Origin of the sequence: Methylobacter sp. BBA5.1, assembly GCF_000746145.1 — a bacterium.
GTDB lineage: Bacteria > Pseudomonadota > Gammaproteobacteria > Methylococcales > Methylomonadaceae > Methylobacter > Methylobacter marinus.
Map to the genome: position 1 here is coordinate 95,402 of NZ_JQKS01000005.1, position 15,451 is coordinate 110,852.

Consider the following 15,451-nt stretch of genomic DNA (forward strand, 5'->3'; position numbering starts at 1 on the left):
TTAAAAGCAAGAGAATAGACACCATGAAGCCAATCGCAAGACGGCATCATTATTTGCCGCAGGCATATCTAGCAGCATTCACAGATACGGGTCAAAAGAATGGTCGATTCAACGTATTGGATGTTCGAAATGGTCGCTCCTTTCGTACTTCTCCATTGAATGTTGCTGCGGAAAGAGACTTTAATCGCGTTGACATTGAGGGATACTCGCCTGACGTTATTGAACAGGCATTAGCGCCATTCGAAGCTCAAGCTGTAGATGCAATTCGTAAGATCATCGAAACGCGGGAATTTCCTTGCGACGAAGACTGGAATTGGATCCTCAACCTTTTGGGGCTCATTGCGGTTCGAAATCCTCAGTTGCGTAAATCCTTCAACTCTGCACGGGAGCAGGTGATTCACCGCATCGGAGATCTTCTAGTATCCGACAAGAAAATTTGGGAATACCACGTAAAGAAAGCGCGAGAATCAGGACAGCACATCGACGAAAACATGCCTTTTGTTGACGTTAAACAGTTCGTCGAAGAACGAAATTACCAACTTGAGTTCTTTCCACAGGGAAATCTTCGCGCGGAATTCAATACCTTTGACAAGCTTTTGCCGATTCTTGGTGAGCGAACATGGTCTGTGCTAGTAATCCCGGATCAAGGGCCGGAATTCATTTGTTCAGATCATCCTGTAACCCTAGTTTGGAAAAATGGCCATTCTGGTCCCGTTGGGTATGGCCTAAAAGAAACAGAGGTCTTCTTTCCGCTTGGCCGCCATGTGGGATTCTATGGTACCTTCGAGGTCCCTTTGAAACGGGTGGTCAACTGTCGGCCGGAACACGTCGCAACGATGAACAAGCGGGTAATGTTGAATTCAGAGCATCACGTCTATTCAGCCCACAAAAGCTTTTTTGTGTGGCATGAGGGTCATATCCGGGAGGTGCAATGTGCGAGCAATTAGCTGCAACCAAAGCCGCCAAAGCTGGGTTTCCGCCAAGCTCCAACCCGGCCTACGATCTATGATCTATTGCCCTACATCCCTTGCCGCCATCAACCTATAACTCAAGCAAATTTCTTCTTCAATCGCCAACGCGATAAGGTGCAATTGTAATGAAAAAGACGTACAACAAGCGCATAAATACAGGCCGCAAAAAGCTACACTCTGCTCCACTTTTTGTGTCCGGTTATGCTTGTCGTTAGCCATTAAAGAATCAACATGTACACCCCTAGAAGAATAGAGGGTCATCCGACGTGGCTCGATCCGGACGGGATCAAGATCTATACGATCTCGGCGCAAGATCGGCCAGTAAACCAAGCTCCATATCTCTCGCGTCTCACGGAGGTAAAGAAGCGCAAGGCTGTAACATGGGCCGCTACCCCGGCATTCGCTATATTCCATGATGGCGCAAGCTTCCGTTACCTTGTTCTCGCATGGTGGGGCAATGATAACGAGCTCTTTACATCCGTTTCAGTCCAAACGGAAACCGGGTGGATTGAGGACCCTGCTCGGTACTCATTCTGCCTCTACGACCTTGAAGTTTTCTGGCACGAACGCAAGTACTTCATAGAGTTCATTTACTGTGCCAGGCCGTCCCTTGAGAGCTACAGGGCCAAAAGGTACGATAATGGCTGATTGGGCAACCGGGAATCTAGCTCCCATTTCCCACATTACCCGGCATGCGGGGCTGCAGCGGGCGGTTCATCAATTATAATGAAACTTGATCCACTGTTCTCTGATTGAGACGAGACCCTGATCCTTAAGTCATTGACCGTTGAGTTCGAGTTGCATTGCATAGGTTTTCGCCAACTGGTAACGCGATAAGGTGCAACTGTAGGGCGTAATAGGCGATAGCTCGTAGGCTGGGTTGATAAACCCAGCATTTCGAAGTTGCCAAAGCTGGGTTTCCGCAAAGCTCCAACCCAGCCTACGAGCTATTGCTCCTGCATTCCTCGCCACCATCAACCTATAGCTCAAGCAAACTTCTTCTTCAATCGCCAGAAAACCACGGCGGAAGCCAGCACCATCAGGCAAGCGGAGCCCATCAGCATCAAGCCAAAAAACAAGGTTTGCCTGAGCGTATAGTCCACTAATTCCTTGCCGGGAGCCAGGGTCTGCTCGAAAGTTTGCAGCAGTCTCGCCAGTTCCTGCGCGGCGACATTGATCTGCGCTGCGGCGGCAGTATAGTCGCTGATGCGGAAAGGCTCTTTGTTCGGGTTCGATGGCCAGGTCCGGAGTTGCAGCAGCACGTCTTGAAACGACTTCAGGGCGGCGTTGGAGGCATCGGACATCTGTTTGCCTGCGTCCAGCGCTCTCTCGGTCTGGGCAGCGAGATGAGTGAGGCCGGGCTGTTGCTCGTCCAGGGCCTGGACGAGCTGCCGGCGCTCGCCGCTGATGAAATCGGGTAAGCGCTCTGTCGTCCGGCTGAACCGGTCCGCCGATTCAGACAGTTGGGCAGTATTAGCCAACAGCTTTTCCGTTTGGGGCATTTCCGCCGTCTGGATAACCAGTAATTCGGTTTCCCAGCGGATCAGCGTCGGCATGTGCCGTGCCAGGAACATGCCGCGTTCTGCGAACAGGCGGGTATCAGCCAGTTCGCGAGTTGCGGGGTCGAGATCCGCGAATGGATCGATGGATAACAGGTCGAAGACACTACTGGTGATTCCGGGTTGGGGCTCGCGTTTCATCCGCGCGATTTCGGACGCGAAGCCCAGCGAGCCGAGATCACGGGGCGAGCGCGCATCAGGATGCTGTTCGTGCCAGGCGCGGATGGAAGCACGCAGTTCCGAGAGTTGTTCTTTTTTCAGTATCGTCGCGGCAATCCGCCAGATTTCCTTCTCTACCTCTTGAGAGGCGTGCAGATAGGGCCGGGCTGACTCGCCGTAGAACGTGGGCATCCAATGGTCCTCGACATTCATCCGGTTCAGGCTGGCGAAAATAACCATATCGAGCAGATTGACATAGGCATTGTCTCCGGTGGCAATGGCCAATATATCATTGGTGGTGGTGATGCGGCGCATCAGAATGATACGCCTTCGGGAGAGCTGATTATCTTCGTGCTGCAGCTTGCCGGAGGCAAGATTGAGCGCTCCGATAGCGTTGTTGGCAAAGCGGAGCAACTGGGATTGCAGTTCGATGGGATCGGCCGCGCCGTTTTCCTGGTTGAGCGAAAACAGGGAGCGGATGCCTTTTTCCGGCAATTCCAGTGTGCTTCTGAGCAAATTGCAGCCGCCCGCACTCAGGGCAAGGACCAGCAGCAGAACGACTTTCGGCAGCCATCGATGAGCGCCTGGACAGGAAGACTGTGACTCACCGCGCATGAAATTATCAACTCCTTAAGACATTGCTGAATAAAGGGCTTGAAGATCAAGGGTACGAAAATATGCATTAGCGCCTATTATCAGGCGCATGTCAATCGATTGTAAAACTGCTCTGTGTTGACTGTCTTGGGTCGGGCCAGCTTGTTATCAGATCCATAAACGGTGAATGATGTTTTAGGGTATTATTCCGGTCACTCGACATTTCAACTCCATCATTACGCAACCCCAAATAAAGGCTTTTAACAAAGCGCAATTACAAAAACCGGATTCAAAATGAACACGCTTATCCAACTCCATGCTGATATCGACGCGCGCGTACACGCTGTTCGCGACGACAATCCTGATTGGTTGTGCCGCCTGGGCTGTGATGGCTGTTGCCGACGGCTTGCCGAAGTGCCCAGGCTTACGGCGACGGAATGGGCATGGCTGCGGGACGGACTGGCCGCGCTGCCCCCGGAGCGACTTCGGGAGATTGGCCAGGCCATCGCCGTGCTGGCCGCGCAACCATCACGTCCCGTCGTCTGCCCATTGTTAGACCAGTCGGCGGGGGCCTGCCTGGTTTATGAGCATCGCCCGGTGGCTTGCCGCACGTACGGATTTTATGTCCAGCGTGACCAGGGGCTTTACTGTAAGGACATCGAATCGCGGGTGGCCGGTGGCGCCTGGGCCGAAGTGGTGTGGGGCAACCAGGACGCTATCGATCATCGTCTCCGCGGTCTGGGCGACAGCCTCGATTTGACCGAGTGGTTTGCGCGCTGGGAGCAGAGCAGGGACAGGGCTTGAAGTAAAAACGCACCGCCATTGTCATAACACCAGGCAATTGGCCTTGTCACTTGATCAATAACGTTATGACGGTAATCCCCAGGATAAAGGAAACGCCTTGCCAGAAAGCCACGGGATTACGTTCCAAAAGCGGCGGGCGGGTCTTGTTCAGAAACGCCTGATTCGGATGACGCAGGTCAAACAGGAACTCGGATAAGTCTTGGTAACGCTTGTAAGGGTTTGGATGTACTGCCTTCCTGATGGCATCATCAACCCAGGCTGGAATTTCGCGATTCTCATTACGCACAGAGACATACATTAATCGGTTTTGCGCGGCTCTGGTCTTGCATTTGGCCACTTCGGCGCCATAAGGTAGCTTGCCGGTCAGCATTTGATAAGCGATCACGCCCAATGAAAACAGGTCCGAATGCTCGGAAACCTGCTCGCCCAGGAAATATTCCGGAGCCGTGTATTGGGCGGTGCCGAGTATCGGGTTTTGCCAGACGGGAGAAGTAATTTCCATAATGCCCGCGACGCGCGTCGATCCAAAATCGATGATCTTCACCGTGCCGGTGCCATCGATCATGACATTGTCGGGCCTTAAATCCTGATGCAGCATTTCCAGCCGGTGAAAAGCCCTCAGGCCTTTTGCTATCTGTTCGACAATCCCGCGCACGGTTTTCAGGTCCGGTTTCGGATGGTCGATCATCCACTGCCTCAAGGTCTGGCCGTCAATGAATTCGGTGGCGACGTAGAGAAAATTGCGCTTCCGCGTCTGTGCGCAAGGTTTGAGCACATGCGCATTATTGATGCGCCGGGCGATCCAGTCTTCCATCAGAAAGCGTTCCAGATAAGCCGGATCGCCCCTCAGGTCAATGGACGGGGTTTTTATCACGACCTGCGAGCTGGTTTCATTATCGACCGCCAGATAAATGTGGCTGCGGCTGCTGGCATGCAACTCCCTGACGATGCTGTAGCCGTCAAACTGCGCCCGTGCTTCCAGTACGGGCGGGAACGGCAGCTCGGTTAACGACCGGTAATGCTCTCCGGCATCCTGTACGGGCAAGCTTTCAACTCTGACGATCTGGACCGTCAGGTTATCCGTACTGCCTTGCCGGTAAGCCTCGTCGACGATCGTTTTTGCCGCGCTATCGAGATCATCCCCGCATGCGTTGATGGCATGGACCATGAAACGCGAGCTGGCATACTCGTAAACGCCATCGGTCGCGAGCAGGAAAATATCGCCTGCTGCCACGGGCAGGGCCTGATAATCAATTTCAACATGGGAGTCGATCCCCAGGGCGCGGCTGAGGTAGCTTTTATCCTGCGAAACCCAAAGCCGGTGGTCATGGGTGAGCTGTTCCAGATCATGGTCGCGTAACCGGTAAATCCGGGTATCGCCCACATGAAAAATATGCGCGGTGGTGGATTTGATCACCATCGCGCTCAAGGTACAGACATAGCCTCTGTCCTTGTCGTAACAATACCGGCTTTGCCGGGTTTGGGCATGCAGCCATGAGTTGCTTGCCATCAGAACCCGCTGTACCGATTTCTTGACCGACCAGGCTTCCGAGGTGCAAAAATAATCCGCCAGAAAACCCGCCACGGCGGCTTGACTGGCAATATGGCTGACATCGCTGCTGCTGATTCCGTCGGCCACGGCAAAGGCGATGCCTTTTATGCTCAACTGCGGCTCTTTCGGGATACAAACACCGTGAAAATCCTGGTTGGTTTCCTTACGGCCTTTATCGGAATACTGGCCTGCGGAGATTTTCAATTGACCGGACATGTCTGCATTCCGACGGAGCGTCGGCCGCGCATGGGGCTGTGATCCTCAGTAACTCTTGTAAGGCAGAAATTTGCCGCTCATCACGATCCTGACGCGGTCGCCCTTGGGATCGGGTTCGCGTTGAAGATCCATGCTGAAATCGATCGCGCTCATAATGCCGTCGCCGAACTCTTCGTGAATCAATGCTTTAATGGTGGTGCCGTAGACATTGACCAGTTCGTGGAAACGGTAAATCAATGGGTCGGTCGGTACAGTGGTGGGCAGGGAGCCCTTGTAGGGAACGACTTGCAGCTGCTCGACAGCCTCGGCGGGCAGTTCCAGTAGTGCGCCCACCTTGGCGGCCTGTTCGGCGCTGAGCGTCATCTGTCCCAGCAGGGCGGCCGTGGTCCACTCCTTGCTCTGGCCGATGCTGTCGGCCAGTTGAGGCCATGTCAGTTGCTTGCGCAGTTTTTGCGCGATGATCAATTCGGTGACTTCGTTGCGTGTCATTATGAGCTCCTTGGCAGCTTAATGAGTTATTGGTTAAAGCCGAGCCCTTCATCGGGCGGAGGCTGGGATAATGAAAATTACTCGGGCGGGAAGCTTTGCATTTTCCCTCGGCAAAATTGCTTCGGGAAAATGCCCAGGTCGCCTGGGGCGAATACCCAAAAGGCACAAGTACCCATAGGGCATACATGAATTCGCCCCCACATAAGCGCTAGCTTCATTTGCAAAACGGGAATTATTTTTTTACTAAATCCTAAACTTCCTGTCTTGCCGCATAGGCGCGTTTCGGTGCGGTTTTTACATGCGTGGAATATAATGTCAACCCGGTAAACGCCAGCCCGCCGACCAGATTACCCAAAACAGTCGGAATCTCGTTCCAGATAAAGTAATCCATGATCGAAAAATTTCCCCCCATGATCAAACCGGACGGAAACAGAAACATGTTGACCACCGAGTGCTCGAAGGTCATGCCGAAGAACAGCATGATCGGCATCCACATTGCGATCACCTTGCCGCTGACGGAAGTGGAAATCATCGCTCCGACTACGCCCGTCGATACCATCCAGTTACAAAGCATGCCCCTGACAAAGATCGTGAACCAGCCGGCCACCCCGTATTTGGCATAGCCCAGCGTTCGCGCCTCACCGATGCCTGCAAGCTTCTTACCGACTGCATCGGGTTCAACGGAAAAACCGTAGGTGTAGACAATCGACATCATGACCGCCACGGTTAGGGCGCCCATGAAATTGCCTGTAAAGACCAGTCCCCAGTTTCTGAAAACACCGTCAAGGGTCACGCCCGGACGTTTATCAAGCCATGCCAGCGGCGTCAAAACAAAAACCCCGGTCAGAAGGTCGAATCCGAGTAAATACAGCATGCAAAAACCCACAGGGAATAAAATCGCACCAAAAATCGGGGAGCCCGTCTGGACAGTAACAGCGACCGCAAATACGGCAGCCAGCGCCAGGATCGCACCGGCCATATAAGCCCTGATCAAGGTATCTCTGGTTGACATGAAAATTTTGGATTCACCCGCATCGACCATCTTTGTGACAAATTCTGAAGGAATCAGATAGGACATAACTCACCTTTAAAAAGTTGGATACACAATGAATTGGGGCGTCGGTTCAAGAACACCTTCATTCGTTTGAATCAGCCTGATTTCGCAAGCTATTGCTTCCCTTGAAACGAGTTTTTTTGCCCCGTTTTTTGTAAAATCTAATTGAGCAAGGCGGGAACAATGGACGAATTAAAGTTATCGCCGCTTGTTTGAAACAAGCCATTTTCCAACGCCATTGTTGAAGGGAAGAGGATGCGCCATTGCACCATCGGGTTTACAGCATGGATTGTGCCAATCAGTTTAATTCAACGGATTAAGGTGGTTCAGTTGGATTTTATCTGAATCGCGCCACATTCTTTGCCCTGAAATAAATTGTGTATGCACCAAAACAGGACAAGCCAGGCAAAAATGTTCATTGGCCCAAATTGAATTCGGCTGTCTGGAATATTTGAAAATGCGGACGTTAGGCTTGGGAATTTATTGGTATCTGAACAGCAGGTCATGATCGGTTCTCGCCAGTCAACCAGCCAGTGAAAACCGATCATTAGGAACGGGAATTATAAAATTCACGTTCCTAATTTAGTAACAGGTGAATTAATTTTTTAAAAAGTGAAGCTAAGCAGTGGACTGAGACTTGCCAAGGAGAGGAGTTCAAGCGACTGGTTAAGGATCATTCTGCGCAGGAACCGTTGATACCAGGTTAACGTCCATTGGAAATGGTATCTTTTTATTATCGAGCGCTTAATGCGGCAGGAGTCAAATTACCCAGGTAGCCGTTTTTCCTGGCCAGATATTCATCGACAAATGCCTGCATCGGCTCGGATTCATAACCATTCAACACACTGATCGCCAGTTTTTTAAAGCCTGTGCCAACCACATTTTCGCCCGACTTGATCTGAAAGTGTAAAAAAGCCGAAGCGCGCTTGCCATTGACTTCCATTTTCGGTTCCATCATGTCAACGGACGCTTGCTGAAAGTTAAGATGATGAAATGACAAGGTCATGCTTTCGTAAATCACCAGCGGCCGATTGAGGTTAAACATAACGTTTTGCTCGGCTAATAATGGAACCAGCACATAAGGAAAATTCTGTCCTGAGAAAGCCACATAATCGCGAGTAAAGCTTTCAATCAATGCTGAATCCCGACTAAGGTCTCCTGAACGTTCGATCTGTAAATAGGTTTTACCCTGATTGTCGGTTACATCGATCAGGTCGGCGTCGCTGTCGGGAAAGTTCAACAGCACACCCTGACCGACCATGCCGGAAAAGGTAAAGTGCATATTTTGGCTAAGGCCGTATTTCTCCAATGCCAGTGAGAACAGCAAATCGCCCGGTACGCAGAAACGTTTGGCATCCGCATCGTGTAAAGGGTTGAAATCATGCGCCATTTCTTTGGCGAATGTACTGGCTTGTTCGGCGGAAATACTGACATTGCCATCATGAATGCAATAAAATTCTTTTAAAAACATGTTGTTATTTGTTGATTCTAATAAAATGCATAATTTTACCACAGCTTGACAGGTTTAACTTTATGGCTTCCTGAGGCACTGCTGCGCCCGCCTTGTTATTCGCGGTACCGAATTATTCGCAATAACGAAAAACACCCCGATAATAATAGGTGAGGCCGAAAAGCGGATGCCTGATGCTGAAGTCCAGACTGAACTGCCGGCCGGACTCGGGCCGTTCGACGATGGTCGCCGCCCCCAGCAACAGCCAGTCGGGAAAGGTCAGCCGGAATCCGCCGCATTGCCAGACATGGCCATTGCTGCGGTAAATCAGATTGCCGTTGTCGACGCTCAGTTTCAGGCGCAACCCGAAGCCGAAGCGGAGGTATTCGATCAGTTCGTGGTCTTGCAGGTAAACCATGCGCGACTGGAAGCTGTCCTTCTGATTGCCCGGATAGGTCAGCGTGCGTTGCCAGCATAATTCTGCCGTTTGCAGCGGCACCGTTTTTTGCACCCGGGTTTCTACCGTTTTCCCGCGTCTGGCGATCAGTCCGCCGCACAGGTGAATCAGCTTGATTAACGGCAGCAGGCCGGATGGATAACCGATTTCCATGACGCCGTGCACGCTGGAACCGAAGCCGGGGCAGACGGCGTAATGCCTCTGGATGACCGGCGGCAGTCGGTGCCAGTCTTCGCCCAGCGTTTTCTGTAATAAAGGTATGTGAGGCATGAGTTAACTCCATAATGAACCGTGAAACACCATTAACGTGGTGATGCCGACCATGGCAAAAAATGCCGGAACGCCCAACCACATCCAGATCAGGGAATAATAACGGTATCGGGGCGGCAGCGGCTGATTTTTAGCCAGCGCAGCGTTGGCGATATCGCGCATGCGGATCTGCAGATACACGACAGGCAGCCAGCACAGCCCGGTCAATACATACAGAATGGCGGTCAGCAGCAGCCAGTCGTCGCTCAGCGGCATGGCCAGTTGCCGGGCCATCAGAATGCCCGTGAGCGGCTGAATGACGACCGTAGGCGTCGTGAACCACCAGTCGGCCTGCACCACATGGCGGCTGGTCACGGCGATGGCGGCGTGATTGCCGCTGTGATCGGCCATGATCTTGTAAAAGACCGTGCCGAGGCCGGCGCCGAATAAAATGATGGCGCTGAGTATATGGATCAGTTTGAGTATCAAAAAGCTCATGGTCTTTCTCCTTCCAGATGTAAATAAACCAGCAGGGTGATCAGCAGCGGCACATTCTTCAGCACCGGCCCGAACGGATGCAGCCAGAATTCGGGCAGCGCGATGCCGACCGTCAGGGTGTAAAGCAATACCAGGATTAACTGTATGAGGATCAGCCGGCGCGGGCGGTAAGCGGCCAAAGTGGCCAGGCCCAGCGCGATGTCCAGCAGCGCCAGGCCATAGAGCGTGATCGGCGCGGCAATGCCGGTCACGCCGGTCGCCGACAAAAACCGGTAACTTTGCTCATGCGGGTAGAAGAAAAGGGAAACGATGCCGCTCCACAGCCACAGAAAGGCAATCGACAGGCGCAACAAAGGGCGCAGAAAATACAGGCCGGCATGCCAGCGTTCCGCCTGACTGGCCGGTTGCGGCAGCAATCGTTGCTCAAGACTGTGCGTGGCGCGGCCGAGAAACGCTTCAACCGGCCCGGCATCAGCGGTATTGCCCCGCTGCAGCATCGCGATGTTGTCGGCATTGCAGACCGGCTCGCCTAGCCATCGGCCGATGAAGACAAAGCGCTGTACCAGGTTGCCCGGCAGCGAAATCGTCGGCGCCGGTTTCTTGCCCAGGCGCCGACGCAACTGCTGCAACAGCTGTCCGAAGTCTATCGGGCTCGGGCCGACCAGCGGCAGGGTCAGCCGGGCCGGCGCTTCCGCTTTCAGACACTGGAGGACGGTATCCGCGACATCACTGACATGAACGGGTTGCAGCAGTTGCCGGCCGCCGTCGATAACCGGCTGCATCGGCAAGGCCGCCAGTGCCTGGAACAGGGCCATGCTCTGCGCGCCGTCGCCATACACGATGGAGGGCTGCAGGACATACCAGTCCAGATCCAGATTTCTCAGCGTATCGTCGGCGGCTTTTTTACTCAGATGATAGGCCGAGTGCGCGCAGGCGTCCGCGCCGAGCGCGGAAATCTGGATGATTTTCTTGATGCCGGCCCGCTCGGCGGCTCGAAACAGGCTCGCAGGAACCTGCGCATGGAGCCGATGAAACGTCTGCCCCGGCGATTCGGCAATAATGCCGACGCAATTGATAACGGCATCGATGTTTTGCAGGTAAGGCAGCCAATCGGAATCGCAGGACACAGCCGCATAATCCAATCGCACGATACGTGTATCCGCCGATTTGAAAAACAGTTTTTCAGCGTTGCGGCAGCAGGCGGTCACTTTGTGGTTTTGCTGCTCCAGCGCTCGCAGGATATGACGCCCGATAAAACCGCTGGCGCCGGTCAGTAAAATATTCATGAGCGGCTCCCGGAAGAGATATATGGGTGAGAGAGGCGCAGGCCGGCGATCAGATCCCTGAATCCCCACAGCAGCACGGCCAAGCCGAAGCTTGCCAATAGCGGGGATAGGATGCCGTAGTCGACGGCGAGCAGTTGGTCGTGCTGGTCTTTCCAGCGCCACAGGACCGGAATCAGCAAAGCCAGATACGCGCCGCCGTTCACGCTCAGCAGCAGGTGCGTGGTTCTTTCCACGGCGGAAAGCCTGCGGGTCAGGTCTTCGACGATGAAATCCCAGGCCGTCAGCGCCAGTTCGATGATCAGGATCAGGAATAACGGAACAGTCCAGCAGCCATGCCATTCAAAGCCGGCCAGCGCGAAAAAAAAGCAGGCATAGAGCAATTCTCTTGCGCCGTGTATTTTTTGCTCCAGCGCCGCGGAAGGCCGCTGCGGCAACTGTTCCCGGTATTCATGGTTCCATAGCACGTCGAAGCCGCCCAGGACAGCTTGCAGCAGCAACAGATAGAGTACGCAAGTCATGAAAATCACCTCGTGGTTGTTGGGGCGACTGCACAATAACGAGGTGGAAGCGATGGGCCTTCCTGATTGATAGATCAGGAATAAAAAATAATCATTTTCTTAGTAATCAACTGCTTATTGAGTTACAAAATGATAATCCTGCAAGGAAACGAGTGCCGGACCGGCCGGGATCGGTCAGTCTCGATCAGGAAGCGCCACGCCCTGGAACGTGTCCTGTCCGCGCTGTTGCAACTGTTTGCGATATTGCCCCGGGGCCATGCCGACCATGTCGCGGAAGGCGGTGTAAAAATTCGACTGGGTGCTGAATCCGACCGACAGGCCTATCGATAGCACCGAAGCCTCGGGCTCGGCCAGCAGCAGTTTCTTGGCGGCTTCGATGCGGTGCTGACGAATGTAGCGGGAGAATCCTTGCTGGAACTCGGTATTGATCAGTTCGGATAACTGATGCGGGGTTAATTGCAGCTGTTCCGCCAGCATCGCCAGATTCAAGGTTTCGAGCATATAAAGTTTTTCCTCCCGCATCAGTTTGTCCAGATGCGCGAGCACGGCCTGGCGATCGACGTTTTTCAGCGTCGATTCGGCATAGGCCGCCTGCGCGGCTTCGGCCACGTCGGCCGTGATGGAAGGGAAACGCAGCAATGTCAGCGTTACGGCAAAAAAGGCGAGGCCGATCAGAATGCTGTAGCTGGCGATGAAAGCCGATTCGGTCAGCAGCGGCCAGATAAATCCCAGCGCGACCACGCCTATGGCAATTGCGAAAAACACGGCCAGGGCCAGCAGCTCAAACTTAAAGCGCCGGCGTTGCCGGCGCATCGCGTAAACCGTTACCGCCAGCCACAGCAGATAACCGCTGCCGATCAGAAATGCCAGCGGCAATGCCCCGTTCAACGGAATATACAGGCTGGCCGGCACAGGAAGCGCGTGTAACAGTTGCCACGGGCTTAACCGGGCCGGCGCGGCCAATAACCGGCGGCTGTAAAAATAAAAGCTGGGAGCGATGCAGTACAGCAGCAGTATATATAAAGGTGAAAAGGCCTGGTCTTCCTGCTCAAGAATGAACTGCAAATGCAGCCATTGAATGGCGGCCAGACTGATGACGAGCGCAAATCCGGCCAGTTTCGATGATAACGGGTATGGCTCCCTGTGCTGAAGAATATTGCCCAGAATCAGTAAAGCGGCAGTGAAAAGCGAAAAACCGATCAGTAACAGGGCGACAAGTTGCATGTTGGTAAAGTTTGCAGTGATGGAGACAGGTTTGCTTGGCTGAGGGGAAGTATAGCAGTTGCCTGATCAACGGGAAGGCCGCCGGTGTGACGGCGACGAGGTATGCGTCCTGATTGCTGTGATGTCGGTGAGACAAGATTCAGTTTGGCGCGGCTCCGGCATGGACTGTGTCTGAAACAGGGCGGAGTAGGGCGGGGCTGCGCGAAGGCAGGGTTCGAGCCTGTTTACAGCAGACAAAAAAAAGGCGGTTAAAAAAACCGCCTCAAAGAAATACATTAGGAAGATATAACGCAACTTTCAGCTATCAGGCTCTAACAGAACCTTAAAAGTTAGGTTAATAATAGCAACGGATTTTACAAATAAAAATGTGGCATATTGTCGCAGTCAAATTACTAATGGATTTTACCCGGCAAGACCGGTAAATTTAAATAACACATTTATTCCCTATATTTTATTTAATCAATGCTTTCACACGTTTCGCCTAAATCAGAGATTTCTGCCCGACAAAACCTGAAATGGCTCTTTATCCTCAGAAATCTGATGATCGTCAGTGAGGCGGGGCTGGTTTTCATATCCATTTACGGTCTTAACATCCGCCTGCCGCAGGAGCAGCTGTGGCTGGTCATATTATCGATAGCCGCTGTCAATCTCTATACCTGGATGCGCTTGCAAACGGAGGACCCGGTCACCGAGCTGGAAATTTTCTCACAGCTGGCCATCGACGTTTTCGGGATCGCCTCCTTGCTGTACCTGACCGGCGGCGCTTCCAACCCGATCATCTGGATGTTCCTGCTGCCGCTGATTATTACCGCGATCATGCTGCCGCAATCCTATGCCTGGTATATGGTGATTCTGACCACGTCCATGTATACGATATTGATCGGCTACAATATTCCCTTGCCGTCGATAGAGCCTCACATGCCCAACCCGGACCTGATGCCCATGGACATGGCGCGTTATGATTCGCTGCAGAAAATGCATGCCATGAGCGACAAGCATTATTTCAATCTGCATATGTTCGGTATGTGGTTCGGTTTCGTTTTCAGTGCCGGACTGGTCGCATTCTTTGTCGTTGAACTGGCTAAAACCTTGAGGGACCAGGAGCGGTATCTGGCTGAGGCGCGTGAAAACGCATTAAGGGACGAACGCGTCGTGTCATTGGGCACCTTGGCCGCCAGCGCGGCCCACGATATGGGTACGCCATTGGGCACGATTGCCATCGTCGCTCACGAGTTGGAGCAGGAGTACCCGATTCATCGTTTTCCTGATCTGCACGATAAAGTGTTGATCATGCAGGAACAGATTGACCGCTGCAAGGCGGCGCTGTCGGTCATGTCGGCATCGGCTGGCGAAATGCGCGCCGAATCGGGGCGGGTCATGCCGCTGACCGAATACATAGACAGCGTGCTCAACCAATGGCGCACGCACAAACCCGGCGTCAAATTAAATTTGTTTATTAACCCCTGTGTTGCCGCGGACGCTAAAATTATAGCGGAGCGCACGCTGACCCACTCGATCGTCAATATTCTGAACAATGCGGCCGAGGCATCTCCTCCCGAACTGGGCATCGAGTTCCACGCCTCGTGGGATATGAATCTTGCCCATATCAAGATTCGCGATTATGGCCCGGGATTGCCGCCGGAACTGGTGGGTTTGGCAGGCAAGCAGCCTGTCATCAGCAAAAAACACGGTCTGGGCGTCGGGCTGTTTTTGACTTATTCCACGATCAATCGCTTAGGCGGTAAAATTTATTTTTATAATTTAGAATCCGGTGGTGCCTGTGTAGAAATCACGCTGCCCCTTTTAAATACGGAGAATAATGATGACCACTCAGGATATTGATAAACCGCGTCTGTTGCTTGTTGATGATGATGAGACTTTTTGCAATGTGCTCAAGGGCGCGCTGCAAAAAAGAAATTATGAGGTATTGGTGGCCAACGATGTCAAAAGCGGCATCCAGCTCGCCGAGCAAAACCTGCCGGAATATGCCGTGATCGATTTGCGCATAGGCCATGAGTCCGGCCTGGAACTGGTCAAGAAACTCATTTCTTTGGATGATAACACGCAGATCGTGATGCTGACCGGCTTCGCCAGTATCGTCACCGCCGTTGAAGCGATCAAGCTGGGGGCCGTGCATTATTTGACCAAACCGGCCAATGCCGATGAAATCGTCAGTGCCTTGCATAAAAACGAAGGCGACTCGTCGGTATCGATCAGCGAAACCCCTTTATCGGTCAAGCGCCTGGAGTGGGAACACCTGCAGAAAGTCCTGATGCAGCATGACGGCAATATATCGGCCGCCGCCAGAGCTTTGCACATGCACAGGCGTACATTGCAACGGAAACTGGACAAGCGGCCGGTGCGGGAATAG

At 53.0% G+C, this 15,451-nt stretch carries 15 protein-coding genes; 5 read left to right on the forward strand and 10 right to left on the reverse strand.

The genetic code is table 11. The annotated features are described in order from the left end of the window. Nucleotides 1-23: 23 nt before the first annotated feature. Nucleotides 24-947 carry a DUF4238 domain-containing protein gene (locus EK22_RS04590; protein WP_036248470.1) on the forward strand — a complete coding sequence of 308 codons (924 nt, stop codon included), beginning with the start codon at nucleotides 24-26 and terminating at the stop codon, nucleotides 945-947. Between the two features lie 255 nt (nucleotides 948-1,202). Continuing rightward, nucleotides 1,203-1,619, forward strand: a complete 417-nt coding sequence (locus EK22_RS04595; RefSeq protein ID WP_036248473.1) for a hypothetical protein — start codon at nucleotides 1,203-1,205, stop codon at nucleotides 1,617-1,619. A 338-nt stretch (nucleotides 1,620-1,957) separates the two neighbouring features. Here the strand turns inward: EK22_RS04595 and EK22_RS04600 are convergent, their stop codons facing one another. After that, nucleotides 1,958-3,304 (reverse strand): hypothetical protein, encoded by a 1,347-nt coding sequence (locus tag EK22_RS04600; RefSeq protein WP_036248476.1) that lies wholly within the window; start codon nucleotides 3,302-3,304, stop codon nucleotides 1,958-1,960. A 273-nt stretch (nucleotides 3,305-3,577) separates the two neighbouring features. Between EK22_RS04600 and EK22_RS04605 the strand changes: the two genes are divergently transcribed. Beyond that, nucleotides 3,578-4,087 carry a YkgJ family cysteine cluster protein gene (locus tag EK22_RS04605; protein WP_036248479.1) on the forward strand — a complete coding sequence of 170 codons (510 nt, stop codon included), beginning with the start codon at nucleotides 3,578-3,580 and terminating at the stop codon, nucleotides 4,085-4,087. Between the two features lie 46 nt (nucleotides 4,088-4,133). On the opposite strand, the gene EK22_RS04610 is transcribed toward EK22_RS04605, so the two are convergent. The 9 genes from EK22_RS04610 to EK22_RS04650 all read right to left on the reverse strand — a co-directional run bounded on the left by EK22_RS04610 (nucleotide 4,134) and on the right by EK22_RS04650 (nucleotide 13,080). Beyond that, nucleotides 4,134-5,855 (reverse strand): bifunctional protein-serine/threonine kinase/phosphatase, encoded by a 1,722-nt coding sequence (locus EK22_RS04610; RefSeq protein ID WP_036248482.1) that lies wholly within the window; start codon nucleotides 5,853-5,855, stop codon nucleotides 4,134-4,136. A 45-nt stretch (nucleotides 5,856-5,900) separates the two neighbouring features. After that, nucleotides 5,901-6,344: a cyanase gene (cynS, locus tag EK22_RS04615; protein ID WP_020159357.1), complete on the reverse strand. Its 444-nt coding sequence runs from the start codon at nucleotides 6,342-6,344 to the stop codon at nucleotides 5,901-5,903. A gap of 250 nt (nucleotides 6,345-6,594) precedes the next feature. After that, nucleotides 6,595-7,422, reverse strand: a complete 828-nt coding sequence (locus EK22_RS04620; protein ID WP_020159358.1) for a formate/nitrite transporter family protein — start codon at nucleotides 7,420-7,422, stop codon at nucleotides 6,595-6,597. A gap of 709 nt (nucleotides 7,423-8,131) precedes the next feature. Beyond that, nucleotides 8,132-8,869 (reverse strand): DUF3581 domain-containing protein, encoded by a 738-nt coding sequence (locus EK22_RS04625; RefSeq protein ID WP_036248484.1) that lies wholly within the window; start codon nucleotides 8,867-8,869, stop codon nucleotides 8,132-8,134. Nucleotides 8,870-8,981: 112 nt separating this feature from the next. Beyond that, a complete protein-coding gene (locus tag EK22_RS04630) occupies nucleotides 8,982-9,575 on the reverse strand; it encodes a DUF4166 domain-containing protein (protein WP_036248486.1) in 594 nt (197 codons plus the stop codon). A gap of 3 nt (nucleotides 9,576-9,578) precedes the next feature. Continuing rightward, the gene (locus tag EK22_RS04635; RefSeq protein ID WP_036248489.1) at nucleotides 9,579-10,052 is read right to left on the reverse strand and encodes a DUF2269 family protein; all 474 of its coding nucleotides are present in this window, start codon (nucleotides 10,050-10,052) and stop codon (nucleotides 9,579-9,581) included. Beyond that, on the reverse strand, nucleotides 10,049-11,338 hold the full coding sequence (locus tag EK22_RS04640; protein ID WP_036248492.1) for an SDR family oxidoreductase: 1,290 nt from the start codon (nucleotides 11,336-11,338) through the stop codon (nucleotides 10,049-10,051). Before EK22_RS04640 ends, EK22_RS04635 begins: the two co-directional genes overlap by 4 nt. Continuing rightward, nucleotides 11,335-11,856: a hypothetical protein gene (locus EK22_RS04645; RefSeq protein WP_036248634.1), complete on the reverse strand. Its 522-nt coding sequence runs from the start codon at nucleotides 11,854-11,856 to the stop codon at nucleotides 11,335-11,337. Before EK22_RS04645 ends, EK22_RS04640 begins: the two co-directional genes overlap by 4 nt. Nucleotides 11,857-12,030: 174 nt before the next feature. Then, a complete protein-coding gene (locus EK22_RS04650) occupies nucleotides 12,031-13,080 on the reverse strand; it encodes a helix-turn-helix domain-containing protein (RefSeq protein WP_036248494.1) in 1,050 nt (349 codons plus the stop codon). 462 nt (nucleotides 13,081-13,542) lie between these two features. Between EK22_RS04650 and EK22_RS04655 the strand changes: the two genes are divergently transcribed. Beyond that, a complete protein-coding gene (locus EK22_RS04655; RefSeq protein WP_036248496.1) occupies nucleotides 13,543-14,922 on the forward strand; it encodes an ATP-binding protein in 1,380 nt (459 codons plus the stop codon). Further along, nucleotides 14,903-15,451, forward strand: coding sequence for a response regulator transcription factor (locus EK22_RS04660; protein ID WP_036248637.1), 549 nt, complete (start codon nucleotides 14,903-14,905; stop codon nucleotides 15,449-15,451). Before EK22_RS04655 ends, EK22_RS04660 begins: the two co-directional genes overlap by 20 nt.